The sequence below is a fragment of the Pararobbsia silviterrae genome, from assembly GCF_003628125.1.
GTDB classification, from domain to species: domain Bacteria; phylum Pseudomonadota; class Gammaproteobacteria; order Burkholderiales; family Burkholderiaceae; genus Pararobbsia; species Pararobbsia silviterrae.
On the sequence record NZ_RBZU01000012.1, the window covers coordinates 87,577 to 114,081 of the forward strand.

The 26,505-nt window shown below is 65.8% G+C and carries 14 protein-coding genes; 8 read left to right on the top strand and 6 right to left on the bottom strand.

Going from position 1 to position 26,505, the window contains the following annotated elements:
- Window positions 1-28 precede the first annotated feature (28 nt).
- Window positions 29-7,843, top strand: coding sequence for a type I polyketide synthase (locus D7S86_RS22480; RefSeq protein WP_121089556.1), 7,815 nt, complete (start codon window positions 29-31; stop codon window positions 7,841-7,843).
- 108 nt (window positions 7,844-7,951) lie between these two features.
- A complete protein-coding gene (locus D7S86_RS22485) occupies window positions 7,952-9,301 on the top strand; it encodes an aminotransferase class I/II-fold pyridoxal phosphate-dependent enzyme (RefSeq protein WP_420813301.1) in 1,350 nt (449 codons plus the stop codon).
- Window positions 9,302-9,325: 24 nt separating this feature from the next.
- On the opposite strand, the gene D7S86_RS22490 is transcribed toward D7S86_RS22485, so the two are convergent.
- Both D7S86_RS22490 and D7S86_RS22495 read right to left on the bottom strand, forming a co-directional pair.
- Entirely contained in the window at window positions 9,326-10,150 is an 825-nt protein-coding gene (locus tag D7S86_RS22490) for a formyltransferase family protein (protein WP_121089560.1), read from the bottom strand.
- Between the two features lie 94 nt (window positions 10,151-10,244).
- The gene (locus D7S86_RS22495; RefSeq protein ID WP_158602052.1) at window positions 10,245-12,065 is read right to left on the bottom strand and encodes a capsular polysaccharide export protein, LipB/KpsS family; all 1,821 of its coding nucleotides are present in this window, start codon (window positions 12,063-12,065) and stop codon (window positions 10,245-10,247) included.
- A 227-nt stretch (window positions 12,066-12,292) separates the two neighbouring features.
- On the opposite strand from D7S86_RS22495, the gene D7S86_RS22500 reads away from it, so the two are divergent.
- Window positions 12,293-13,279 (top strand): DUF1796 family putative cysteine peptidase, encoded by a 987-nt coding sequence (locus D7S86_RS22500; protein ID WP_121089564.1) that lies wholly within the window; start codon window positions 12,293-12,295, stop codon window positions 13,277-13,279.
- Window positions 13,280-13,335: 56 nt separating this feature from the next.
- Here the strand turns inward: D7S86_RS22500 and D7S86_RS22505 are convergent, their stop codons facing one another.
- From D7S86_RS22505 to D7S86_RS22520, 4 genes are all read right to left on the bottom strand, one after another.
- Window positions 13,336-14,427, bottom strand: a complete 1,092-nt coding sequence (locus D7S86_RS22505) for an ornithine cyclodeaminase (protein WP_147432426.1) — start codon at window positions 14,425-14,427, stop codon at window positions 13,336-13,338.
- A 225-nt stretch (window positions 14,428-14,652) separates the two neighbouring features.
- Window positions 14,653-15,345, bottom strand: coding sequence for an alpha/beta hydrolase (locus tag D7S86_RS22510; protein ID WP_121089568.1), 693 nt, complete (start codon window positions 15,343-15,345; stop codon window positions 14,653-14,655).
- Between the two features lie 378 nt (window positions 15,346-15,723).
- Window positions 15,724-16,110, bottom strand: a complete 387-nt coding sequence (locus tag D7S86_RS22515; RefSeq protein ID WP_121089570.1) for a hypothetical protein — start codon at window positions 16,108-16,110, stop codon at window positions 15,724-15,726.
- A 188-nt stretch (window positions 16,111-16,298) separates the two neighbouring features.
- Window positions 16,299-17,225, bottom strand: a complete 927-nt coding sequence (locus D7S86_RS22520; RefSeq protein ID WP_121089572.1) for a LysR family transcriptional regulator — start codon at window positions 17,223-17,225, stop codon at window positions 16,299-16,301.
- Between the two features lie 172 nt (window positions 17,226-17,397).
- Between D7S86_RS22520 and D7S86_RS22525 the strand changes: the two genes are divergently transcribed.
- The 5 genes from D7S86_RS22525 to D7S86_RS22545 all read left to right on the top strand — a co-directional run bounded on the left by D7S86_RS22525 (window position 17,398) and on the right by D7S86_RS22545 (window position 26,438).
- Window positions 17,398-17,658, top strand: a complete 261-nt coding sequence (locus D7S86_RS22525) for a type II toxin-antitoxin system Phd/YefM family antitoxin (RefSeq protein WP_121089754.1) — start codon at window positions 17,398-17,400, stop codon at window positions 17,656-17,658.
- Window positions 17,655-17,918 carry a Txe/YoeB family addiction module toxin gene (locus tag D7S86_RS22530; RefSeq protein ID WP_121089574.1) on the top strand — a complete coding sequence of 88 codons (264 nt, stop codon included), beginning with the start codon at window positions 17,655-17,657 and terminating at the stop codon, window positions 17,916-17,918. Before D7S86_RS22525 ends, D7S86_RS22530 begins: the two co-directional genes overlap by 4 nt.
- A 757-nt stretch (window positions 17,919-18,675) precedes the next feature.
- Window positions 18,676-19,959, top strand: a complete 1,284-nt coding sequence (locus tag D7S86_RS22535) for an efflux RND transporter periplasmic adaptor subunit (protein WP_121089576.1) — start codon at window positions 18,676-18,678, stop codon at window positions 19,957-19,959.
- An 18-nt stretch (window positions 19,960-19,977) separates the two neighbouring features.
- Complete coding sequence (locus tag D7S86_RS22540) at window positions 19,978-23,115, top strand: efflux RND transporter permease subunit (RefSeq protein ID WP_121089578.1); 3,138 nt, start codon at window positions 19,978-19,980, stop codon at window positions 23,113-23,115.
- Complete coding sequence (locus D7S86_RS22545; RefSeq protein ID WP_121089756.1) at window positions 23,112-26,438, top strand: efflux RND transporter permease subunit; 3,327 nt, start codon at window positions 23,112-23,114, stop codon at window positions 26,436-26,438. Before D7S86_RS22540 ends, D7S86_RS22545 begins: the two co-directional genes overlap by 4 nt.
- Window positions 26,439-26,505 lie beyond the last annotated feature (67 nt).

The following is a 26,505-nucleotide window of genomic DNA, read 5'->3' on the forward strand; positions in this document are numbered from 1 at the left end:
GTAAAAGTGCGGGAACGACAAAGCAGCCATGAATAAACGCAAGATCGCGATTGTCGGCATGTCGTGCCGATTTCCGGGCGGGGTGTCCGGACCGGAAGAGTTCTGGCGTGTGCTCGAAGCCGAACGTGACGCGGTGACCCAGGTGCCCGCGGACCGGTTCGGCACCGCGTTCTATTCGCATCCGTCCAAGAGCGAGCCCGGCAAGAGCTATACGTTCGCGGCCGGCGTGCTTGACGATATCGCGGGGTTCGATGCGGGCTTTTTCGGCATTTCGCCGCGCGAAGCCACGCAGATGGACCCGCAGCAGCGGCTCTTGCTCGAACTGACCTGGGAAGCGTTCGAGCACGCGGGCATCGTGCCGCGCGACATGCGCGGCCGGAATTGCGGCGTTTATATCGGCGTGGCAGGGACCGACTACGCGAACCGCAGCATGGACGACCTGAACTCGGTCGATCCGTATTCGGCGACCGGCAACACGCTGAGCATCGCATCGAATCGGATTTCCTATCTCTTCGACCTGCGCGGACCGAGTCTCTCGATCGATACGGCCTGTTCGTCGTCGCTCGTCGCGCTGCATCAGGCGGTCAGCGCGCTGCAGTCGGGCGAGGTCGAGACCGCGCTTGCGGGTGGCGTGAATCTGCTCATGCATCCGTTCGGCTTCGTCGGCTTTTCGAAAGCCTCGATGCTGTCGCCGCGCGGACGATGCCGCGCGTTCGATGCGAGCGGGGACGGCTATGTACGCGCCGAAGGCGGCGCGGTCGTCGTACTCAAGCCGCTCGACCGCGCGCTCGCGGACGGCGACGTCATTCATGCGGTCATCGAAGGGACGGGCGTCAATTCGGACGGCTATTCGCCGGGCGGCATCAGTGTGCCGGGCGCGGTCACACAGGCCGCGCTGCTGCGCACCGTGTATGCGCGCGCCGAGATCGATCCGCTTACGCTCGATTACGTCGAAGCGCACGGCACGGGTACGGCAGTCGGCGATCCGATCGAGGCGCGCGCGCTGATCGAAGTCGCGGGCGCGGGCCGGTCCGCCGACGCGCCGTTGCTGATCGGCTCGGTCAAGACCAATATCGGCCACCTCGAAACGGCATCGGGCATGGCAGGGCTCTTCAAGGCCGTGCTGTGCCTCAAGCATCGCGCGGTGCCGCGCACGCTGCATTTCGAGCAACCGAACCCGAATATCGATTTCGAGGGCGGGCGGCTGCGCGTCGTGGATCGCCTCACGCCGATCGGCGAGGACGGGCATCGACTCGTGATCGGTGTCAATTCGTTCGGTTTTGGCGGGACGAACGCGCACGTCGCGCTCGGCGAGGGACCGCGCGCCGCGCCGCAGGGGGGAGACGGACGTGAGCCGCGTGTGCAGGCATCGGCATCGCGGAGCTCGACATTACACATTCCTTCGCATCGCGTGCACGTCCGCGCGATCGGTGACGCGGATGACGTTGCAGGCGACGTTGCGGCGCCGGCCCTCGCGCCTCTCGTGCTGTCCGCGCGCTCGCGCGCGGCGCTTGCCGCGCTGGCGGCCGAATACGAGGCGCGGCTTGCCGCGGGCGTGTCGTGGCACGCGCTCGCAAGCGCTGCCGCGCATCGGCGGCAATGGCTCGAACAGCGCGCGATCGTCGCGCCGTCGGACCTCGACGACGCGCACGCGGGGCTCATCGCGCTCGCGTCGCCGGACGGCGACAGCGCATCCGTCGTGCGCGGCGAGATCATCGAGACGGATTCGCGTCTCGCGCTTGTTTTTTCGGGGAACGGCGCGCAGTGGGCCGGCATGGCGCAGCGGCTCATCGTCGAAGACCCGCTGTTTCGCGCGGCCGTCGACGACGTCGACGCATTCTGGTGCGCGGACGGCAGTCCTTCGCTGCGGGCCGCGCTCGAAGCGGGCGTCGATGCGGATGCGATCGCCGCGACCGAACACGCGCAGCCGCTGCTGTTTGCAATCCAGGTCGGCATCGTACGCGCGCTCGAAGCGCGCGGCGTGGCTTTCGAGGCCTGTGTCGGGCATAGCGTCGGCGAGGTCGCCGCGGCCTGGGCCGCGCACGCGTTGACGCTGCGCGACGCCGTGCATGTCGTCAAAGAGCGCAGTCGCGCGCAGGCGATGACGCGCGGGCGGGGCCGCATGGCCGCGGCGGGTATCGGCGAGGCACAGGCGCGTGAACTCGTCGCACGCCTCGATCTCGCGCACGATATCGAAATCGCGGGCGTCAACAGTCCCGAGTCCGTCACGCTCGCCGGGTCGCTTGCGGGACTGCATGCGATTCGCGATGCGTTGCGCGCCCACGGTACGTTCTTCCAGGTGCTCGAACTCGACTACGCGTTCCATAGCCGTCAGATGGACACGGTCGAATCGACGATCCGCGAACGTCTCGCCGACCTCGCGCCGCGCGACGGCGAACGCCGTTTCGTTTCGACGGTGACTGGCGCGACGCTCGTGGGCTCCGCGCTCGACGCGCGTTACTGGTGGCGCAATATTCGCGAACCCGTGCGGTTCGGCGACGCGATCGCGCGTCTCGTCGACGACGGCGTGCGCATGTTCGTCGAGATCGGTCCGCATTCGATCTTGCGTACCTACGTCAAGCAGTCGCTCGACGCGCTCAAGGTGCAGGGCACCGCGCTCGCGACGCTCAAGCGTCAGCAGGACAGCGCGGCGACGCTGCAGCGCGCGATCCTGTCCGCGATCGCGCACGGCGCGCCTGTCGATCGAACGCGTTTTGTCGCATCGGCGGGCAATTCGGCGGCCACCTTGACGGCCTCCGCGCTGCCGCGCTATCCGTGGCAGCGCGAGCCCTATCTCGTCGTGCCGACGGCCGAAGGCTACGGGCTTACGCATCGGCATCGCGTGCATCCCTTGCTCGGGTATCGGCTCCCGGAGCATGCGTGGGCATGGGAAAACCAGATCGATCCGGTACGTCTGCCGTTTCTTGCGGACCATATCGTCGACGGCGGCGTGACATTTCCCGGCGCGGGTTTCGTCGAGATGGCGCTTGCCGCGGCGACCGCGTTCTTCGGCACCGAGACCTGCGCGCTCGAACATGTCGAGATTCGCCAGCCCGTCGTGTTCCAGGCCTCCCATGCGAAGCGCTTCCGACTGACGATCGACGCGCGTACGGCGGCCTTCACGATCGAGACGCGCGATCGCATGAGCGAGGATCCGTGGGCGACGAACGTGGTCGGCCGGCTCCTCGCGAGCGGCACGACGCTTGAGGCGCGCGAGGAGCGGGTGTCGTCCGAGACGCTGATGCGTTTGCGCGCGTCGCCCGTGCTCGACGCCGATACGCTTTACGCGCGCACCGAGATGATCGGACTCCGCTATGGGCCGGCGTTCCGTCGCATGCGCGTCGTGCATGCGACACGTGATGCCGCGCTCGGCGAGTTTGTCGATGTCGCCGAACTCGATGCGGCGTTGTCACTGGCTTCGACATCGACATCGACATCGACATCGTCGGCCGAGGATCGCTCGATCTATCGCTTGCATCCCGCGCTGATGGACGCGGGCTTTCATCCGCTGTTCGCGCTGCTTGCGAACGATGCGTCGGAGACGGATCGCGCCGCCTACGTGCCCGTACAGATCGCGCGCATCGACTACCTGCGCGGCGACGCCATCGAGCGCGTGCTCGCGACAGTGAATCGCCGCAGTCCGCATTCGATCGTCGCGTCGTTCGATTTCCTCGATGCGCGGGGACGCGTCGTCGCGCGGCTCGGCGCGTGTCGCTTCCGGCGCGTCGATCTGCTGTCGCGGCGCTATGTCGCGCCCGCGCGCTATGCGTATCGTCTCGAAGCGCGGCCGCTGGCGGACGGCTTCGACGCGACCCCGCTGCCCGCGATGTCGGTCTTGCTTGCCGATGCCTCGCGCGTGCTGGCCGAGACCGACCCGCACGCGCGGCGCACGATGCACTTGACCGAAGTGCTGCCGCTGCTCGACGTACTCGCGAGCGCCTACGCGCTGCGTGCGTTCGACGCGACCGGCGCATTCGATGCGCCCGCGCTGCACGGCCCGCATGCGGATCGTGTCGCGCGACTCGCGCGCATGCTCGTCGAAGACGGTCTCGCGCGTTGGGACGGCTCGCGTCTCGTGCGCGAGTCCGAAGCCTGCGATGCGTGGCCGGATGCCGACGCGTTGTGGCGCAGCGTGCTCGAATTGTCTCCCGCGCATGTCGCCGAACTGACGCTGCTTGCGCAGGGCGGCGCGTCATTGCCGGCCTTGTGGCAGGTGCCGCGCGGACCGGAGACGACGGTGTCGGCGACACATCGCAGTCTCGTCGAACACTATTTCGACGCATCGCCGACGTGGTCGCATGCGCGTGCATTGGCCGGCGCGTTCGCGGCGCGCGCCGTCGAGGCGTGGCGCGCGCCGCGCCGCTTGCGCGTGCTCGAAATCGTGCCCGCCGATATCGACGTGCCGCAGCCGCTCGATATCGCGTTGCCCGCCGCGCGTTGCGATCGCGCATTGGCGTGCACGGCACAGCAACATGCGGCGCTCGCGGCCGAGGATCCGGACATCGGACGCTTCGTGGCCATCGGCCTATCGGAGCGTTCGACGCTGACGATCGACGACGCGACGCCTTACGACATCGTGATCGCCGATCGCTTGCTCGCGCGGCAACGCGATCCGCTTGCGGTGCTGTCGGCCGTGCGCGGCTGGCTCGCGCCGGGCGCATACCTCGTGCTTGCCGAATCGCGGCACAGCCGCTTCGCGGATATCGCATTCGCCTCGCATGAGGTTACGGATGCGATGTATTCGACAGCGCATCTCGTGCGTGTGCTCGAAGAGGCCGGGTTCGACGACATCACGCCGGTCGCGGAGCAGGGTCTTGAACTCGAAGGCACGCCGGCGCTGGTGATCGCGCGCGCGCCGGCTCGCGTGGCCTCGCCCGCGTCGCCGATGCTCTCGATGGCGTCGATGTCGCTCGATGACGCGGCATCGTCGGCCGCGCCGTGGCTGTTGGTGCCCGCCGACAAGGACGCGGACGCCTTCGCCGCCGCGCTCGCCGCGGCGTTGCGCGAACGCGATTCGGACGCCGAGGTAGCCATCGTGGCGCGCGATGTCGTGAGCGAGGTCCTCGATGCCGCCGCTTCGGCGCATGAACGCACGTCGCGGCCGCGGCTCGTGTTTGTCGCGCCCGAGACGATGCTGCGCGCGGATGCCGAAGGCGCCGATCTCATGCGCGCGCAGCACGCGACATCGATTTCGCTCGCGCGGCGCGTGCGCGAGATCGACGGCGTGCGCGCGCAGATCCATATCGTCACGCGTGACGGCGCGCCGTTCGCGTTCGAGCCCGTTGCGCGCGATGTGCACGACGAGCACAACGAACGCAAAGCACCGGCACGACGTCCGGAACAGGCCACGCTCTGGGGGCTCGGACGCGTGCTCGCTAACGAGCATCCCGCATTCGACTGGCGTCTCATCGACGTCGCCTCGGCGCATGACTGTGCGGCCCAGGCGCTCGCGGCCGAATTGCTTGCCGCCGACGTCGAGGAGGAGGTGGTCCTCGCACCGTCAGGCCGGTTCGTGCCGCGCCTGTTCGATGCCGACGAAGCGCGTCGTCGCGCGCCTGCATCGACGCATGCGGTCCTTGCCTTCGATGCGCCCGGATCGCTTCGCAACCTCGAATGGTTCGCGCCGCCCGCCCGCATGCCGGCCGACGACGAGGTCGAAATCGAACCCGTCGCAACGGGCCTGAATTTCCGCGACGTGATGTACGCGATGGGATTGCTGTCTGACGAGGCCGTCGAAACGGGCTTCGCGGGCGCGACGGTCGGCATGGAATTCAGCGGACGCGTGACGCGCGTCGGCGCGCGCGTCACGGCTTTCGCGCCCGGCGACGCGGTGCTCGGATTCGCGCCCGCATCGTTCGCGACGCGCGCATGGACGCGTGCGACCGCGATCGCGCACAAGCCCGCCTCGATGACGTTCGAAGAAGCCGCGACGATCCCCACGACGTTCTTCACGGTCTGGTACGCGCTCGTCGAACTCGCGCGCGTGCGGCGTGGCGAACGCGTGCTCGTCCATGGCGGCGCGGGCGGCGTCGGCGTGGCGGCGATCCAGCTCGCGCGTCATCTCGGAGCCCAGGTCTTCGCCACGGCCGGCAGCGACGAGAAGCGCGAATTCGTGCGTCTGCTCGGCGCCGATCGCGTGTTCGATTCGCGGAGTCTCGGGTTTGCCGACGCGATCCGGGAGGCGACGGGCGGCGCGGGCGTCGACATCGTGCTGAATTCGCTCGCGGGCGAGGCGATGGTGCGCAGCATCGATACCTTGCGCCCGTTCGGCCGCTTCCTCGAACTCGGCAAGCGCGACTTCTATGAGAACACCGCGATCGGCCTGCGGCCGTTTCGCAACAACATCAGCTATTTCGGCATCGATGCGGACCAGTTGATGGGCGCATTGCCCGAGCTCACGACGCGCCTGTTTGCCGATGTCATGCAGGCCTTCGAAGACGGCGCCTTGCATCCGTTGCCGTATCGCGTGTTTGCGGCGAGGCGTGTCAAGCAGGCGTTCCGGTATATGCAGCAGGCTCGTCAGATCGGCAAAGTGCTCGTCGGGTACGCGTCGGGTGTGCCCGCGCCGACACGTGGCCGGGCGTCGCAGAACGTCTTGACGCTCGATGCGCGCGGCGCATACCTCGTCGTGGGCGGCACCGGGGGACTCGGATTCGCGACCGCGCGCCGGATGATCGAGCGCGGCGCGCGCGATGTGACGCTGGCGAGTCGCGGCGCCACGCTGGTCGATTCGGCCCATGAGGAACTCGCGCGCTGGCGCACACAGTTCGGTGCGCGGGTCGACGTCGTATCGTGCGACGTGACCGACGGCGTGGCCGTCGATGCGCTCGTCGCGTCGATCGCGGCGCGCGGTGCGCTGCTTAAAGGCGTGTTGCATTCGGCGATGCATATCGATGACGGCCTGGTCCGCAATCTCGACGACGCGCGTTTCGAAGCCGTGCTCGAACCGAAGGTCGCGGGCGCGTGGAATCTGCATCGCGCGACGATCGGGCATGCGCTCGATTTCTTTATCGTCTATTCGTCGGCGACGACGGCGTTCGGCAATCCCGGGCAGTCGAGTTATGTCGCCGCGAACAGTTTCGTCGAAGCGCTCGTCGAGATGCGTCGCGCAGCGGGGTTGCCCGGCACCGCGATGGCTTGGGGGCCGCTCGACGACGTGGGCTTTCTCGCGCGCCACGCGAAAACACGCGACGCGCTGCAGACCCGCATTGGCGGCGCATCGATTTCGTCGCAGGAAGCGCTCGACGCGCTCGAACGCGTACTGCTCGCGGGCGAGGCCGGCGAGACCGTCGTGCGTCTCGACTGGCAGGCGCTCGCGCGCGGCATGCCGGCCGCGCACGCGCGACGCTATGCGTCGATCCGGTCGCATGCGGCGGATGAAGCGCCGAGCGACGGCGCGCATCGCGCGCGCGACTGCATTCGGACCTTGCCGCGACACGAGGCGCTCGCCTTCGTCGAGACGACTTTGCGCATGCAGATCGCGCGCATTCTTCATCTCGCGCCCGAGCGCGTCGAACGCGATCACGCCCTGCTCGATATGGGCATGGACTCGCTGATGGGCATGGAACTTGGCATGGCCGTCGAGGAACGATTCGAGGTCAAGCTGTCGGTCATGGCGATCGCCGAAGGCGTCAGCGTGCGTTCGCTCGCGGAACGCATCGTCGATTCGGTCGCGTCGGTCGAAGCGGATGAGGCCGGCGCCGTCGGCGATGCGTTGCCCGCGCGTGACGCGGCGATCGCGCAGCTCGCGAGCGCGCATGCGCTCGATCGCGAACAATCGACGCGCGCCCGCGGCGCCGCGGGCGTCGCGCTGTCCGTCGATCAAACGGAAGCCGTTGAATGAGCGCGCACGTCGCACCGCACACCGGGTGGGGGGCGCGGATAGGCGGAGGCACGATACGTGTCCGTGCACCACACACATCGTCGATCAGGGACAGGCGCACCGATGGTAATGGGTGACTCAATCCGCAAGCAGCTCGCGGCCGCCGCGCTCAAGCGTCAGCTCGAACGCGTGTCGAACGACGCGCAACGCGACGAGGCGGGATGCGAGCAGGCGATGCCGAAGGGGCAGGCCTCGCGCACGGACGGCGATGCCCGGTGGGATGCGCGTGCGCGCTTCGAGGCCATGCCGCAGTATCAGCAGGTCAGTCTGATCCGCCAGATGGGCGACGCCCTGCAGGTCGAGTCGCCGTTCTTTCGCGTGCACGAGGGCGCCGCCGGCGCGACGACGCGTATCGGCGGGCGCGAGTACATCAACTTCGCGAATTACAACTACCTCGGGCTGTCGTCCGATCCCACGGTGGTCGATCAGGCGAAGGCGGCGATCGACCGATACGGCGTGTCGGCATCGGCAAGCCGCATGGTCGCGGGCGAGCGACCGATTCAACGCGATCTCGAACGTGCGCTTGCGGACCTCTATGGCACGGAAGATTGCGTGGCCTTCGTCAGCGGACATGCGACGAACGTGACCGTCATCGGCGCCTTGTTCGGACCGGGCGACCTGATCGTCCACGATGCGCTCGCGCACAACAGCGTCGTGCAAGGCGCGCAACTGAGCGGCGCGAAGCGGCTTTCGTTCGCGCACAACGACTGGCGTGAACTCGACGCCTTGCTCGCGCGCACGCGCGGCGACTATCGCAACGTGCTCGTCGTCATCGAAGGGCTGTACAGCATGGATGGCGATCTGCCGGATCTCGCGCGCTTCGTCGATATCCGCGCGCGGCACGGCGTGTTCCTGATGGTCGACGAAGCGCATTCGCTCGGCGTACTCGGCGAGCGGGGGCTCGGTATTCGCGAGCACAGCGGCGTCGCTTCGGATGACGTCGATCTCTGGATGGGGACGATGAGCAAGACACTCGCGGGCTGCGGCGGGTTTATCGCGGGATGTCAGCCGCTTGTCGACATGCTGCGTCATCTGGCGCCGGGCTTTCTGTACAGCGTCGGCCTCGCGCCCGCGCTGGCGGCGGGCTCGCTCGCGGCGCTCACGCGCATGCTCGCGGAGCCGCAGCGCGTCGCGATGCTGCAAGCGCGCGGCCGCCAGTTCCTGCGCGAAGCGCGCGCCGCGGGATTCGATACGGGGTCGAGCGCGGGCTATGCGGTCGTGCCGATCATGACGCGCAGTTCGTTAAAGGCCGCACAGTGGGCGAACGCGTTGTTCGAGGAAGGGATCAATGTGCAGCCGATCTTCTATCCGGCCGTCGAGGAGCGCGCGGCACGCCTGCGTTTCTTTATCTGCGCGATGCACGAGCCCGCACAGATCACGCGGACGATCGAGACGCTTGCGCGGATCGCGAAGCGTTAAACGGCGCGTGTCGCCGGGTACGTGTCATCGGATCGACAGCTTCAGCGCCGCACAGATATCCGCCCAATCGGCGGCGCTGAGGCCGCGCTTCGATACGTCGCGCAATTGCGATCGTGTCGGGAACGGACAATACGGCAGCGTCGCTGCGTGCGACTCGTGCGCCGTGCCCGATGCGATCGCGGGCAATACGGCGTCGAGCAGTTCGCCGCCGCGTTCGTGCAGCAGACTCGCGGCGCGCAGCGCCGTCGTGCGTTCGGGCAACGTAACGGGCGCCTGCGCGAGGATCGGCCCCGCATCGATCTGCGGCACGAGCCGGTGCACGGTCACGCCGAAACGCGGCGGGTGTTCGAGCAGCGCGTGGAGCGTCGGCACGGGGCCGCGATGCTGAGGCAACAACGACGGATGGACGTTGACGCCGCCGAGTCGCGCAATGCCGAGCGTCTGCGCGTCGAAGATCTGGTCGAAATGAAACGAGATCAGCAGATCGACATCGAGACTGCGAAGCCGATCGCGAATGTCCGTGTCGTTGACGTCGCTGACGACGATCGCCGGAATGTCGAGCGCGGCGCAGAGATCGCGAAGGGGCTGGTCTTCGGCGTCGCGGTTCGCGCGTCGCGCGGGCAGTGCGCCGCGCAGACGCGGCAAACTGAAGTTGGCTGCGAGATAGGGCAGAAAACGCGGACCCGAGCGCTTCAGATGGCGCCAGGTCTGTCCGAGCGAGCCGCCCATCGATTGCCGAAACGGGTCCGAGAGGCCGACGAGCACGAGATCGTGTCCGTGCGATGCGACGAAGCGGCGCACGGCTGTGGCATTGGCGAGGCTTTCGAGCGTGAACAGAGCGAGGCGCAAGACAAGGTTTCCTTTCGCGATGAGATGGCCTATCGGTTCGGCTTGCGCAAGTGTAGGGGGATCTCGCACGTTTGTCGCGCAGCCCGCGCCTGCACTAGCGCAACCCAAGCGCGCGACGCAGGCGCCCATAGGCCTGCCGGGCGACGATGCGCGGGCCGTTGACCCACAGCGACGGATCATCGAGCCGTTCGAGCAGGATTTCGACAGGGCACGGCAAATGCGTGACGGGATCGAGGTAGTGCGGATAGAGCAGCAGCGTGCCCGCGACGAGTTCGTCGAGCGACAGGATCCGGTTGCGGCGCGGCGTGGCCACCTTGTCGTTGGTCAGGCCCCAACCCGCGTAAAAAGGCTGGCCGTGGACGACGACGCGGCGTCCGCGCAGCAGCGCCTCGAAACCGGTCAGCGATGTCAGTGCATGAACCTCGTCGACGTCGTCGAGGAGCACGGGCATCGAGAGATCGCGCACGATCTCGTTTGCGAACCGGTATGCGTCCGCGTCGCGCACGAGGCCCGCGCGCTGGCCCGCTTCGACATCGGGATGGGGTTTGTAGATGATCCACGCGTCGGGCGCGGCCGCGCGCGCCTGCGCGAGCAAGGCGAGGTTGTCGCGAATCGCGCCGCCGCCGAGCATGACCGAGCGGTCGTCGGTGACCTGGCCCGGCACGAGCGCGATCCGTTGTCCGGCGGCCGCGCGCCGCGTGTAGGGACGATGCGCGCCCGTGTTGTATTTGCTGATGCGGCGCGCGATGAGCGCATGCCGCAACGACGCGGCGCGTGCGAGCAGGGCCGGCGAAAACACGGTGTGTTGCAGAATCGATTCGAGTTCGCTCGGGCGCGTGGGATCGAAATAGATGCCCTTGCGATCGACGACGAGCGAGTGCGGCGGCGTGGCGTTCGCGCCGAGGCCGACGGAGCGTACGAAACCGTCTTCGACTTGCCAGACCTCGACGTCGGCCTCGCGCGCGTGCCGCGTGAGTTCGGTCGAGATCTGCGACGACCAGGCCAGCACGGCGCCCTTGCGCGCGCCCGCCTTCGCGACGGCCGATTGCGGCGCGTTGTCGAGCGGGTGCGCGTGGCGCGCGGTCAGCAGCGCCATGACTTCGCGCCGTTTCCACCATGCGATGCCGAATACGCTGCCGATGCCGCGCGTCGTCTCCGCAAGGCGGCGCCATTCCGCGAGGTAGTCGATCGCTTGCTCGGCCGAGCATGGACGGCCCAGGAACGGATCGGCGTAGCGCGCGGCGCGCAGGAGCGCGGCTGCCGCAAGCGCACCGATCGACCGCGTGCCGCGTCGCGGCACGCCGGGTTCGTCGTCGCTCACGCCCCAGCCGCTGTATGCGATCGGTGCGTGGCAGACGAGACGTTTGCCGGCCGCGAGCGCGAGCAATGCATAGGGGGTCTCGGCACCGACATGCACGGTGTCGACCTGGTCGAGAAGCGGCCACGGGTCGCAGGGTTCGGCGGTTGCGACGCAGCCTGTACGGTGTGCGCGTGCCGCGAGCGCGGAGGTCGGCGCGAGGGCGAAGACACGCGTCGCGTCGTGCCGCGCGGCGATGTCTTCGAGCATGTGCGTCGCCGCCGCGGCGTCGTCGGGCAGACACAGCAGCGTGTCGATGGGGCGAGAAACGGCCGGCGCATCGGCCCAGAAGGTCCCGCCGACGCGCGCATCGGCGAGTTGGGCGAGCAAGCGCAGGCCGCGCGCTTCGTCCGCGTCGGTGATGTCGACCGCATCGCGGACCGTGGCGTCGAGGCGCGAGTGGATGCGCGCGCTGATCCACGGCGATCGGAGACGAAAGGGCGGCGTTTCGAGTTCGGTCTCGACGATGTCCGCGCGATTCAAGCCGGGATCGCGCGCGGCCGAGGACGCAAGCTCGGGAAACAGTATGTGCAGATTGTCTGGTTGCCTGACGGCCATCCCCTGTCCTTGTTCTCGTGGCGCGTGCCTGATGGCGGTTTCTGATCCGTGCACGCGGCGTGCGACGTCTGAATGCCTCGATCTGCGCAACGCAAACATGCCGGCACGCATGCGTCGGGCGACGCGCCATCATAGCGAGCCTCGAACAGGAATTGAAACGGGTTTTGTCTCTAAGGTAGACTCAGCGCCGACAACACCGGTCCGATGATCGGTCAACGAGGACACGAATGCTGAATCGCATGTTCAGTCGGGGGGTGAGCCAGGTCGTCGCCGACGCGCCGGTTGCCGAAGTCGCGTCATCCGAGCATGAGCGGCTTGCGCGCGCGGGACTGCGCGCCGCGTATCTCGGCATCCTGGGCCGTGAGCCCGATGCGCCCGGATTCAAGGACAATCTGCGCCAGTTTGCCGACGCGTCGTTCGAGGACGGGATGACGCGCATCGTGAACGGCTTCGTGCAAAGCCCCGAGGCGTTGCCGATCTTGATGTCGCATGTCGTCCACCATATGCGGCCGGAAGCGGCCCGACATCGCGTATCGAAGGGGCCGACCTACCATCACGCCGTGAGCCTCGGTTTCAATTGCATGCCGAGCCGCGTGTTCAAGCAATACGGTCTCAAGCGCTATTCGCTGCCGTTCGACTGGATCTTCAGCGGTCCGCGCGCGGTCGATCATATGATCCGCGACGATTTCGGCGAGATGATGTCGCCGCGTCACTATGTGCCGATTCCCGTCGAGGCGCGCGGGTCGTCGAACCTCGGCATATGCGACCACCGGTTTTATCTCGACGCATTCGGCGTCAAGGACATGTTCAATCACCACGATCCGTCGAAAGCCGAGGATCGCGGTTATCTCGGGCGTTGCGTCTATCGTTTCAAGAAGCTCTACGAACTCGACGAGCCGAAGCTCTACGTCGCGACGGTCGAGGACGATGCGTACGTGCCGCACGAAGCGAGCAGTCTGAACGATGCGATTCACGCACGGTCGCGCAAGGCGAAGCTGCTGTTCGTGCGGCTCGGCAACGCGCCTGAAGGATCGCTTGCGCCGATCGTGACGTCGGAGCAGCACGGCGAGGATTTCGAGGTCGTGCGCTTTCTCGGGGTCGGGCGCGTCGACGATGTCGTGTTCCCGAATATGCTCGACGAGATCGCGTTCATGTGGATGCTGTTGCGGCACGACATCGTGCCGTCGAACACGATCCCGGGCGGGGCGCGCTGAGGGCGTTCGTTGTTCGCTGCGATCGGCGCGCGGGTGTCGCGCATGCCATGCGTTCGCTACAGTCCGAGGACTCGGCGTTGCTTCCAGAGCCAGACGGCGAAGGGGACGACGAGCGCGCCCCACGCCCACTCGCCATGCGCCGTGATAAAGCGCTTGATTCTGCCGACCGGCGTGACCGTGACTTCGAGCGGCTTGTCGAACGTCACGACTCCCACGGGCGCCGACTGTCCTTGAATGTCGACGTTCGCGAAGATGACGAGGTGCAGTGTGTGACGTCCCCAGTTGTTCGGCGTCACGAGCCACGACCATTTGGCCGGCGATTGGAGTCCGACCGCCTGTTCCTGATCGCCCTTCGGATCGACCGTGAAATCGTCGGGGTCCGCCGAGAGACGCGCGGTCATTCTGTCGGACATCTTGATGGATGCGCTTTGAAAATCCGTCGCGTCGGGATTGCTGGCCGCGATCTGGGCACGGAGCGTCGCGACACCGACGTTTGGGCTCAGAATCGCATCGATGCGGCACGGACAGGAGTCGTCGACGTCGATGGGCGTCGGTACGTTGAACACCAGATTGCCCGAGATCATGTCCGAGATCGCCTTGTCGACGGACGCGAAGCCCGAGGGGATGGTGGCACTCGAAGCCGGCTGGGTGTCGGCCGCGCGGGCGTCGCTCGTGGCGAGCGCCGGTGGCGCGGCGCCACCGGCAAGAGGTCCCGGGCCGTGCGCGGCTGGCGGTGGCGCCGGCAGCGCCGGGCTCACGATATCGGCCTGTAAGTCGTGACCCGGGAGGTGAGGCCGCAGTTCGAAGGCGGGCGCGGCGGCGGCGGCCGATGCCCCGACGTCGGATGCGGCTGGCGCGAGGGCTGCATGATTCTCCGTGATCGGCGCCGCGCCGGCGTCCGACGCTTCGGCCGTGGCCGATGCCTGCGCATCCGACGCGGCGGCGGCGACTGAAGGCCCGGATGTGACTGCTTGCGCCGCCGCTGCGGGAGCCGATGCGAAGTCTGCCGCGGGCGCGGATGCCGCCGCGGCGTCGCTGGCGGGCGCCGCGTTTTGATCGCTATGCGGGCTACATGCCGCAACGAAGAGCGGCGCGCACGAGAAGACGAGGAATCGTTTGACGCCGGGGGCCTTGAAGGTGGGGTTCATCGCGTGTTCCCGATCGTCGTTCGCATTGAGCGCGTGGCGATGCGCGTGCGATTCCATTTTGTCGGGCATTGCGTTCAGTTGCCCGAATTTCGACGATCACACTAAGAAAGCGCGATGGCAGACGAGGCGATGCGTAAGGTGCAGGCCGTTACGCCGCCGGCGCGAGCTCGACGTGCCACGAGGCCCAGGTGAGGGGACCCCTTCGCACGCGATGCGATCGTTCACTTAGGCATGCGCGCGTCCGGATGCGTCGATCGCGACCCGTGCGTCGAGCCATTGGGAGAAATCGCGTACGACGTCCGCGCTCAGCGCATGCCCGATCGGGTAACGATGCAAGGCGTGCGGCACGCCTAGACGCGTCAGCCACGCATCGGCATGTTCGGCGAAAGCGATCCGCAGTTTGTCGTCATGCTCGCCATGCGCGATAAACGCCGAGAGCCGCGCGAGCTGCTCGCGCGATGCGAGATGCGGCTCGATTTCGGGCAGGATCCGCCCGCTCAGAATCGCAAAGCCCGCGACGTCGTCAGGCGACGTAAGCGCGACGCTCGCGCTCAGGATGCCGCCCTGGCTGAACCCTGCCATCAGCGCGGGAACGGCGGCTCCTGCGTCGCTTTCGCGTAGCGAGCGCACGAGCGCGCGCAAGCGCAGGCGGCTTGCATCGGCCTGTTCGGCGTGGATGACGGGGCCTTCGGGCGTAAAGCGGACCTCGAACCACGCGTGTTGTGCGGGACCGAGCGTCAACGGGCCGCGCACGAAGATCAATTCGAATCGGTCGGACAGCGTGTCCGCGAGCGAGAGCAGGTTCGTTTCGTTGCCGCCGACGCCATGCAGCAGAAAGAGCCGGGCGGACGCGTTGCCGTTTGCGGGGCGTATGCGATAGGCGAGGCCCGAAGCGGTGTCATGGTGCAGGGTATTCATCGATCGGCGTCTGTTTGTGTGCGCGAGGGCGCTGTTTTGGGCATGCCCCGAGCGCTTGCATGGTGTGTCGAATCGTGCGTCCGCGACGGGGCATCGATCGCTGTGAATGAGCGTCGTGCGTCGTGCCGCGAGCGCGCAAAGTCCAGGCGTCGATTCTATGGATGCCCTAACGCGCGATAAACGCCGAGGCCCAGGATTATTCGTTTCGAAAATCGCGACAATATGGGCGCGGTGGGCGTCGCACGGCTCACGCGCCAGGACGTGCCTCGCGTGTGCCGCTCGCTTGGCTTGCATGTCACGCCCGCATCTCATTCCCTCATGTCATACCGGCATGGCGATCGGGATGCAGTACGCCGGCGAGCGGATGGATCGCTTTATCTACCCCTGCTTTTGCTTTTTCGCGTGCGAGAGCTCTTCGAGCATGGACCGGAGTCGGGGGAGCGCGTCGTCGGCGACGTCCATGAGTTTGAAAGCCTCGAGTTGTTTGGCGGTGTCCGCATCGAGGCCCGTGAGCTTGATGTGCTGGAGCAGCAGGACGAGGACGTCCTCGATCCGGCCGAGCTGCTTGCCGTAGCTTGCGACGCTGAGCGCGGCCTGCTCGACGGCGGGGTTCGATGAATTGCCCACATTGACCGTGTACGAGCCGACGTAACCGGCGAGCAAGGGCAAGTTGAGCATCCATGGATTGAACGACTGCGTGATCGGAACCGATCCGGACAACGGCAAATTCACGGGACCGGACGTCGATGGGAGGGCGGTATTCATCGGCTGACCTCGTTATGGAGAACGACAGCGAAGCGCGAATTCACGTTGCGCACAGTGGCACGAGTTCGGATTTTCCGCAGTGCGGCGCGGGCCGGTTGCTTTGACGATGCGCATGTCGACGGCCGTGGTAACGAGGCTGCCGACGGGGGGGCGTCAACGGGTCGCCGATGGCCGCTCGGCGAGACGGGCTAAGCGAGTGCGCCGCGCGTCTTCGGGACATCGTGCGCATCGAGGTCCGCGCATGTCGTGGCGAGCAGCGCGCGCGCCCAGCCATGCGCGGGCGAATGATGTGTGCGCTCGTGCCATGCGACGGTCTTTGTGAATCCCGGGATCGCCAGCGGCGGTTCGAGAATCGCGAGGCCGCGCGCGTGCTGCGCGAGCCGCGAGGGGACGACGGCGATCAGATCGCTCGTCAGCAGGATCTCGGGCAACACGAGGAAGCTCGTCACGGATACCGTGACGCGCCGCGTGCGGCCGAGCTGCGCGAGTGCATCGTCGGTCACGCCCGTGAGGCTGCCGCCCGCATACGAGACCAAGGCATGATCGAGTTCGCAGAACGCGTCGAGCGTGAGCGTGCCGCGCGCGGCGTAAGGATGGTCGTCGCGCATCACGCAGACGTAGCGCTCGTCGAAGAGGTGGCGTGCATGGAGGCCGGGCGGAGACATATCGGGCGTGATCAGCGCGAAGTCGATATCGCCGCGCTGCATGTGTTCGTAGAGGCGTTCGTGCTGCACCGGGACCACGACGACGCGCATACGCGGCGCGCGCGTTCTGAGCGCGGCAAGGAAGGGGACGACGACGGTGCGCAGCGCGTAGTCGGTCGATGCGATCGAGAGCGTCATTTCAGCGCTCGACGCATCGAAGGTCGCGGGCTGGAGCATCGCATCGACTTCGGCGAGCACGCGCTTGAGCGGGCCTTCGAGTTCGAGCGCGCGCTCGGTCGGAATGATGCCGCGTTGCGTGCGGACGAACAGGGGGTCCTGAAAGCTTTCGCGCAAACGCGTGAGCATGCCGCTCACGGCCGGTTGGGTCAGCGAGAGCCGCTCGGCGGCACGCGTCACGTTGCGCTCGTCGAGCAGTGCGTCGAGGGCTCTCAGCAGATTCAGATCGATCATCGTGTCATCGTCGGACCGTATATCAAAATGGATGATAATCGATGGATGTGATGTCTGGGCGGCCATCGTCATCATCGTTTTGGACTGGACATGTACGAATAGCTGTACATGTTGGAGGGCGCCGGGCTACACTGCGCAGGTTGCGGTACAGATAGGCGATTCAGGAGGTCCAATGCGTACAATCCCCTTCACTGATGCCCGCGCGAATCTGAAGCGGGTCATCGACCAAGTCGTGGATGATGTCGACGTGACGGTCATTACGCGGCGTGATGCGCCCAATGCGGTCGTGATGTCTCAAGAACATTACGAAAGTTTGATGGAGACCGTTCATCTGCTCCGGTCTCCGGCAAATGTGGCCCATCTGGAGCGGTCTATCAAGCAACTGCGGGCGGGCAAGGTCAAGGCGCGGAAACTCGTTGAAGACAGCGAATGAGTGTTCTGAACGTGATGTGGACCGCCGAAGCGTGGGATGACTACGTGTATTGGCAGGGGCAAGACAAAAAGACCCTGAAACGGATCAATCAACTCATCAAGGATGCGCAACGGACGCCTTTCGAGGGAATCGGTAAGCCCGAGCCACTGAAAGCGAACCTGACGGGTTTCTGGTCACGCCGCATTGATGATACGCATCGCCTCGTCTATGAAGTGGCCGACACGCAACTCAATATCGTGTCGTGCCGCTATCACTACTAAGGCGACAGCAGAGGGTGCGGTCAGAAGGGCCGCGCCCTTCGCTCAACCCCAGCCTTCGCGCTCGATCCCCCAAACCCTCAATTAAATGGATCGCCGTTTAGCGGACTCCGATCGTGCGAGCCGGTACGCGTATTGTTCGGGCAATGGCGATAGCGTCTTCTCGGCATTGAGTACGCGCTGCGACGCCGTGTCCTCCCGCTTGCGTATGCATCGTCGTCTCGACACCCCGTGTGGCTGATAGACGTTGAGCATCGCCGACGTGGGCCGCGCGGTAGCGGCGCGGCATCGCGACAGCGTTCAGTAATAAGAAAAATGACGTATTGCGATAAGTGCCATCACTCAAATTGATATTAAACGGGAGAGCGATCGTGAGGATCGCGGTCGCGTATGCATTTGCGTCCGGAATCTGCCCCGTCATTGTTCGATATCCGAACGCACACTTAGCGTAAATTCGTGTCTGGGCACGCGATGTGCACAGTGGGCTCGCGCACGTATTACATAAGGTTTAGGCGCAAATCGCGCGCAAACGCGGGGTCAAGCAGCCTAAAAGCGTGCCGGATCGTTGTGATGAAATCGTAAGAAATAATCCGAAGAGCCCCCATTCGCGTAACACACAGGAACAGTTTTATCGGCAAGGCCAATACGATCAGGGCGTTTGAGCCGATAAACTCTGGACTCTTGGCGAATCCTCGCGCCGTGCCGCATGCGCAAGGATGCAAGTCACTATTACCGATGCCCGTCGAGGCGAACTTACCGCATGAGCGAGTCCACTACCCCTGCCACCCCTTCCCATCGCCCGCGCCGATTCGGCCGTTGGATCGTCATCATTGTGCTGATCATCGTCGTCGTGCTGATCGCGCTGCATGTGATGCACGGCAAGAAGCCGCAACGCCAGACACCTCCGCAGGTCGTGTCCGTGGCGACCGCGCATGCGGGCGATATGCCCGTGATCCTCAAGGAGCTCGGTACGGTGACGCCCGTCGCCACGGTCACCGTGCTCCCGCAATTGAGCGGCTACCTGACGCAAGTCGGCTATCGCGAAGGGGAGGAAGTCGAGAAAGGGCAGTTCCTCGCGCAGATCGATCCGCGCCAGTACGAGATCAGCAAGCAGCAGGAGCAGGCCCAACTCGCGAAGGATCAGGCGTCGCTCGCGCAGGCTCGCTCCGATCTCGCGCGCTACGCCGAACTCGCGCAGAACAAGTCGATCGCCGCGCAGACCTATGAAGATCAGAAATTCACGGTCGCGCAGGACGAAGCCGCGGTCAAGGCCGATCTGGCCGCGATCGCGCAGTACGACCTCGATCTCGCGTATTGCCGCATCACGGCGCCCGTCTCGGGCCGCGTCGGTCTGCGACTCGTCGACCCGGGCAACTACGTGACGGCGTCGAGCACGACCGGCATCGTCGTGATCACGCAAATGAAACCGACGACGGTTCAATTCACCGTCGCGCAGAACGCGTTGTCCTCGGTGATCCAGCGCGTCGGCGCGGGCGCGAAGCTCCCCGTCGCGATCTATACGAGCGACAACGACAAGCTCATCACGAAGGGCACGCTCTACGCGATCAGCAACCAGATGGCGACCTCCACGGGCACCGTCACGCTGCGCGCGATGTTCGCGAACGACGACGAGGCGCTGTTCCCGAACGAGTTCGTCAACGTGCAGCTCACGGTCGACACGCTGCACGACGCGGTCATCGTGCCGACGGCATCGGTTCAGACGGGCGCCCCCGGCGACTACGTCTACCTCGTCAACGCGAACCACACGGTCTCGGTCCACAAGGTCAAGCTCGGGCCGAGCGACGGCGCGAACACGGTCATCACGTCGGGCCTCGACGTCGGTCAGCAGGTCGTGACCGACGGCGTCGACCGGCTCAGCGACGGCGCCGCGATTCGCGTCGCGCCGCCGCGCGCGGCGAGCGGCGCGAGCGCGTCGTCCGCCCCGGACGCATCGGATGCATCGAACGCTTCGGGTGCGGCGGCCGCATCCGGCGCGTCGAGCCCCTCAGGCCGGCACGGCGGTCATCATCACGCCAGCGAGTAAGGCGGGCATCACGCGCTTATGAATATTTCCCGCCCCTTCATCCTGCGGCCGGTCGCGACGATGTTGCTGATGATCGCGCTCGTGCTGGTCGGCGCGGTCGCCGTACGATTCCTGCCGGTTTCGTCGCTGCCCGATGTCGACTATCCGACCATCCAGGTCCAGACCTTCTATCCGGGCGCGAGCCCGCAGGTCATGGCCACGACGGTCACCGCGCCGCTCGAAGTCCAGCTCGGCGAGATCCCCGGGCTGCAGCAGATGATCTCGTACAGCTCGGAAGGCGCGTCGGTCATCACGCTCCAGTTCGATCTGTCGCTGAACCTCGACGTCGCCGAGCAGAACGTCCAGCAGGCGATCAACGCCTCGAACAGCTACCTGCCGACGGGCCTGCCCGCGCCGCCGACCTACGCGAAGGTCAATCCCGCGGATCAGCCGATCCTGACGCTCGCGGTCACGTCGAAATCGATGTCGCTCACGCAGCTTCAGGACATCGCGAACAACCGCCTCGGCACCAAGATCTCGGAAACGGCCGGCGTCGGTCTCGTGACGACCGCGGGCGGCAACGTGCCCGCGATCCGCGTCGAAGCCGATCCGCACAAGCTCGCGGGCTACGGACTCAATATCGACGACTTGCGCACGCTGATCGCAAACGTCAACGTGAGCCAGCCCAAGGGCAATTTCGACGGCCCCGATCTCGACTACACGATCAACTCGAACGATCAGATCACCGATCCGAAGGACTACCTCGACACGGTCATCGCGTATCAGAACGGCGCGCCCGTGATGCTCAAGGACGTCGCGCGCGTGTCGCAGGCGCCGCAGGACGTCGAACGCGGCGCGTGGATCAATCGCAATCCCGCGATCATCCTGAGCATCCAGCGCCAGCCCGGCGCGAACGTCATCGCGACGGTCGACCAGATCAAGAAGCAACTGCCGATGCTCGAGGCGACGCTGCCCGCGGGCATGGAAGTGCGTATCGTCAGCGACAGCACGGGCGTGATCCGCGCGTCGGTGTTCGACGCCGCGACCGAACTCGTGCTCGCGATCGCGCTCGTCGTGATGGTGATCTTCGTGTTCCTGCGCAATCTGCCCGCGACGATCATCCCGAGCATCGCGGTGCCGGTGTCGCTCGTCGGCACGTTCGCGATCATGTATCAGCTTCACTACTCGATCGACAATCTGTCGCTGATGGCGCTGATCATCGCGACGGGTTTCGTCGTCGACGACTCGATCGTGATGATCGAGAACATCGTCCGGTATCTCGAAGAGGGCATGAGCCCGCTCGAAGCGGCGCTCGAAGGCGCGGGCCAGATCGGCTTCACGATCATGTCGCTGACGATCTCGCTGATCGCCGTGCTGATTCCGCTGCTGTTCATGGGCGGCGTGATCGGCCGTCTGTTCAGCGAGTTCGCGGTCACGCTCGCGGTCACGATCGTGCTGTCGGCGATCGTCTCGCTGACGGTCGTGCCGATGCTTTGCGCGCGGATCCTGCGCGCGCAGGAACATCGTCATCCGAGCCGCTTCGAACGCATCAGCGAAGGCCTGTTCGACCGCACGCTCAAGGCCTACGAACGCGGGCTGCGTTGGGTGCTCCAGCATCAGACGCTGACGCTCGTCGTCGCGCTCGGCACGTTCGCGCTGACGTTCGTGCTCTACGTCGTCATTCCGAAGGGCTTGTTCCCGACGCAGGACGTCGGCGTGATCCAGGGCATCAGCGTCGCCGACACATCGGTGTCGTACGACACGATGGTCAACCGACAGGCGGCGCTCGCCGACGCGGTCCTCAAGGATCCCGACGTCGAATCGCTGACGTCGTATGTCGGCATCGACGGCATCAACGCGACGCTCAACAACGGCCGCTTCCTGATCAATCTGCGCGCGCACGACGATCGCTCGGATACGGCCGCCGCGATCGCGCGGCGTCTGCAGGGCGAGGTCGCGTCGGTGCCGGGCGTCAAGCTGTTCCTGCAGCCGTCGCAGGATCTGACGCTCGACACGACCGTGTCGCCGAACCAGTATCGGATCGTGCTGCGCGGACCGAGCCGGCAGGCGTTGCAGAGCGTCGTGCCGACGCTGATCGAGAAGATGCGCGCGATCTCGTCGATCACCGACGTGCAGAGCGATCTCGACAACGATGGTCTCGGCGTCGACGTCGAGGTCAATCGTCAGCTCGCCGCGCGCTACGGGATCACGGCCGCGACGATCGATAATGCGCTCTACGACGCGCTCGGCCAGCGCATCGTCTCGACCATCTTCGAGCAGTCGGATCAATACCGCGTGATCCTCGTCGCGAAGCCCGAATCGATGCCCAACATCCAGTCGCTCGGCGATATCTATCTGCCGAGCCAGACGAGCAGCACGGGCCAGGTGCCGTTAAGCCAGATCGCGACGATCCGTCTCGTCAAGACGCCGCTCTCGGTCAACCACCTCGCGCAGTTCCCGTCGGTCACGATCTCGTTCAACGTCGCGAACGGCGCATCGCTGAGCACGGCGGTCAAGCAGATCCGCGAAGCCGAGACGGAGGCCAAGATGCCGGCGTCGATCGCGGCGTCGTTCCAGGGGGCGGCCGCCGCGTTCGAGGATGCGCTGTCGAGCGAGGTCTATCTGCTGATCGCGGCGCTCGCGGCCGTCTATATCGTGCTCGGCGTGCTCTACGAGAGCTTCGTGCATCCCGTCACGATTCTGTCGACGCTGCCGTCGGCGGGCATCGGCGCGCTGCTCGCGCTGATGGTCGCGGGCAGCGATCTCGACGTGATCGGCATCATCGGGATCGTGTTGCTGATCGGCATCGTCAAGAAGAACGCGATCATGATCGTCGACTTCGCGCTCGAAGCCGAACGCGTGCACGGCAAGGCGCCGTTCGACGCGATCTTCGAAGCGTCGCTGCTGCGCTTCCGTCCGATTCTGATGACGACGTTCGCCGCGATGCTCGGTGCGCTGCCGATGCTGCTCGGCACGGGTACGGGTTCGGAACTGCGGCGTCCGCTGGGCCTCGCGATCATCGGCGGGCTCACGCTGAGCCAGTTGCTGACGCTGTTCACGACGCCCGTCATCTATCTGATGTTTGATCGCATCGCGCTGCGCGTGCGCGAATGGCGCCGCTCGCGCGCCGCCGAGCGCGGCATGGCGCCCGACGGCGACGGGGAGGCCGGCGCGTGAACCCGTGTGCGATCTTCATCAAGCGGCCGGTCGCGACGACGCTGTTCGCGATCGCGCTGCTGATCTCGGGCATGCTCGCGTACTTCCAGATGCCGGTCGCGCCGTTGCCGAACGTCGCGTTCCCGGTGATCGTGGTGCAGGCGAACATGGCCGGCGCGAGCCCCGACATCATGGCGTCGACCGTCGCCGAACCGCTCGAAAAGCGGCTCGCGACGATCGCCGACGTCAACGAGCTGACCTCGATGAGCTACGTCGGATCGTCGATGATCGTCGTCCAGTTCGGGCTCGATCGCGACATCAACGGCGCGGCGCGCGATGTCGAAGCCGCGATCCAGGCCGCGCGCGCGGACCTGCCGACGACATTGCGTTCGAACCCGACCTATCGTCAGTACAACCCGGCCGACGCGCCGGTCATGGTGCTCTCGATGACGTCGGATACGCTGACGACAGCGCAGCTCTACGACTCGGCCGACTCGATCATTCAGCAGCAGCTCTCGCAGATCCAGGGCGTCGGACAGATCACGCTGGGCGGCGGCGCCTTGCCGTCGGTGCGTGTCGAACTCAATCCGAACAAGCTCAACAGCTACGGCATCGGGCTTGAAGACGTCCGCGCGTCGCTGAGCGCCGCGAACGCGAACAGCCCGAAGGGGCATCTCGATCAAGGCGGGCATCGGTACGAGATTCTGTCGAACGATCAGATCGGACAGGCCAAGCCGTACAAGGACATCGTCGTCGCGTATCGCAACGATGCGCCCGTGATGCTGCGCGATGTCGCGCAGGTGCTCGATTCGAACGAGAACATCCGCAACGCGGGGCTTTCGAACGGCAAGGCCGCGGTGCTCGTGATCGTGTTCCCCGAGCCGGGCAGCAACATCGTCAACACCGTGACGCAGATTCGCGAGCGCTTGCCGGTGATCCAGGCCGCATTGCCGAGCTCGATTCATATCGGCGTCGTGGTCGACCACTCGCAATCGATCCGGGCTTCGGTCGGCGATACGGAGCGCACGCTCGGCATCGCGGTCATTCTCGTGATCGGCGTCGTGTTCGTGTTCCTGCTGTCGCCGCGCGCGACGCTGATTCCGGCCGTCGCGTTGCCGCTGTCGATCGTCGGTACGTTCGGGCCGATGTATTTGCTCGGCTACAGCATCGACAATCTCTCGATGATGGCGCTCACGATCGGCACGGGCTTCGTCGTCGACGATGCGGTCGTCGTGCTCGAGAACATCATGCGCTACGTCGAGGCCGGGATGGATCCGAAGGAGGCCGCGCTCAAGGGGAGCGGCGAGGTCGGGTTCACGGTCGTTTCGATGAGCGTGTCGCTGATCGCGGTGTTCCTGCCGATCCTGCTGATGCCGGGCATCCTGGGTTTGCTGTTCCATGAGTTCGCGGTCACGCTGTCGGTCGCGATCCTGCTGTCGATGGTCATCTCGCTGACGATCACGCCGACGATGTGCGCCTACGTGCTGAGCCGTCACCATCTCGAACACAAGCCCACGAAAATCGGCAGCTGGATCTCGAAGCAGATCGACCGAATGCATCATGCGTATTCGCGCTCGCTCGATGCCGTGCTCGATCGCTCGCTACTCGTGATCGGCGTCATGTTCCTGCTGCTGGTCGGCAATGCGCTGCTGATCCGGCTCGTGCCGGCCACATTCTTCCCCGAGCAAGACAACGGCACGTTGATGGGGCAGATCATCGCGGACCAGAGCATCTCGTTCACCGCGATGAAGAGCAAGCTCGCGCAGCTTCAGCAGATCGTTCAGAAGGATCCGGCAGTCTCCGCGGTCGCGGGCTTCACGGGTGGCCGCGCGCTCAATACGGCCAACGTGTTCGTCGGGCTCAAGCCGCTCAACGAACGGCACGCGAGCGCGCAGGAAGTCGTGAACCGCTTGCGGCCGAAGCTCGAAGCCGTCGCGGGCGCGCGGCTGTTCCTGCAGGCCCAGCAGGATCTGCGCATCGGCGGACGGCAATCGGCGGCCGAGTATCAGTACACGCTGACGAGCGACGATCCGCAAATGCTCTACAAATGGGTGCCGCTGCTCGTGACCGAGCTCAGCAAGCATCGCGATACGATGACCGACGTCAATTCCGATCTGCAACAGAACGGGTTACAGACGATGCTCACGTATAGCCGAGCCACCGCGAAGCGTTACGGTTTCGATCCGAACCAGATCGACAACGTGCTGTACGACGCGTTCGGGCAGCGCAGTGTCTCGACGATCTACAACGAGCTCAACCAGTATTTCGTCGTGATGGAAGTCGCGCCGACGTATTGGCAATATCCGCAGTCGCTCGATCGGATCTTCGCGAGCACGGCGGCGGGCAACGCGAACGGCACGGCGTCGACGCAATACTCGTCGGGCATCGTCGGCACGCAGTCGACCGCGCTGCAAACGGGCGCGACCGTCGGCGTTTCGACGACGTCGAGCACGAGCGGCACGAACGCGTTGAATTCGAATGCGGAGTCGAACGCGACGACGAACAGCATCTCGAACAGCAAGGGCGGCAGCTCGACGGGGAGCGCCGACAGCACGTCGGCCGAGACGATGGTGCCGGTTTCGGCGCTCTCGACCTGGACCAACAGCCATACGGCGACGCAGGTCAATCACCAGAGCGGCATGGTCGCCGCGACGATCTCGTTCAATCTCGCGGGCAACGGCTCGTTGAGCGAGGCCGGCAACGCGATCAAGGAAGCCGAGGAAGCGATCGGCATGCCCGCCGCGGTGCACGGCGCGTTCGCGGGAGCGGCGCAGGCCTTCGTGAGTTCGACGAGCTCGGGTCCGCTGCTGATCCTTGCGGCGCTCGTGGTCGTCTATATCGTGCTCGGCGTGCTGTACGAGAACACGATCCACCCGCTCACGATTCTGTCGACGTTGCCGTCGGCGGGGATCGGCGCGATTCTCGCGTTGCTCGTGTTCGGCGTGCCGCTGTCGGTGATTTCGGCGATCGGCTTTATTCTGCTGATCGGGATCGTGAAGAAGAACGGGATCATGATGGTCGACGTCGCGATCCAGCTTCAACGCGACGAAAAGCTCGATGCGCGCCGCGCGATTCACGAAGCCGCGCTCAAGCGCCTGCGCCCGATCATGATGACGACGGCCGCGGCCGTGCTGGGCGCGTTACCGCTCGCGGTCGGCATCGGGCAGGGCGCGTCGCTGCGCCAGCCGCTCGGCGTGACCGTCATGGGCGGCTTGCTGATCAGTCAGGTGTTCACGCTGTACACGACACCGGTGATTTATTTGTATCTCGATCGTCTGCGCGCTCGCCTGGCGGCCTGGTCTTCGCGCCAGCCGTGGAGCCGCGGTACGCAGACGAGGACTTGATCGATGACGATGATGGATAAAGACATGGAAAGCGTGCCGGCGAACGAGACGGCACGGATCGGCAAAA

Coding starts and splice junctions, on each gene's coding strand:
- D7S86_RS22480 (WP_121089556.1), top strand. CDS start 29: ATGAATAAACGCAAGATCGCGATTGTCGGCATGTCGTGCCGATTTCCG.
- D7S86_RS22485 (WP_420813301.1), top strand. CDS start 7,952: ATGGGTGACTCAATCCGCAAGCAGCTCGCGGCCGCCGCGCTCAAGCGT.
- D7S86_RS22495 (WP_158602052.1), bottom strand. CDS start 12,065: ATGGCCGTCAGGCAACCAGACAATCTGCACATACTGTTTCCCGAGCTT.
- D7S86_RS22500 (WP_121089564.1), top strand. CDS start 12,293: ATGCTGAATCGCATGTTCAGTCGGGGGGTGAGCCAGGTCGTCGCCGAC.
- D7S86_RS22505 (WP_147432426.1), bottom strand. CDS start 14,427: ATGAACCCCACCTTCAAGGCCCCCGGCGTCAAACGATTCCTCGTCTTC.
- D7S86_RS22510 (WP_121089568.1), bottom strand. CDS start 15,345: ATGAATACCCTGCACCATGACACCGCTTCGGGCCTCGCCTATCGCATA.
- D7S86_RS22515 (WP_121089570.1), bottom strand. CDS start 16,110: ATGAATACCGCCCTCCCATCGACGTCCGGTCCCGTGAATTTGCCGTTG.
- D7S86_RS22520 (WP_121089572.1), bottom strand. CDS start 17,225: ATGATCGATCTGAATCTGCTGAGAGCCCTCGACGCACTGCTCGACGAG.
- D7S86_RS22525 (WP_121089754.1), top strand. CDS start 17,398: ATGCGTACAATCCCCTTCACTGATGCCCGCGCGAATCTGAAGCGGGTC.
- D7S86_RS22530 (WP_121089574.1), top strand. CDS start 17,655: ATGAGTGTTCTGAACGTGATGTGGACCGCCGAAGCGTGGGATGACTAC.
- D7S86_RS22535 (WP_121089576.1), top strand. CDS start 18,676: ATGAGCGAGTCCACTACCCCTGCCACCCCTTCCCATCGCCCGCGCCGA.
- D7S86_RS22540 (WP_121089578.1), top strand. CDS start 19,978: ATGAATATTTCCCGCCCCTTCATCCTGCGGCCGGTCGCGACGATGTTG.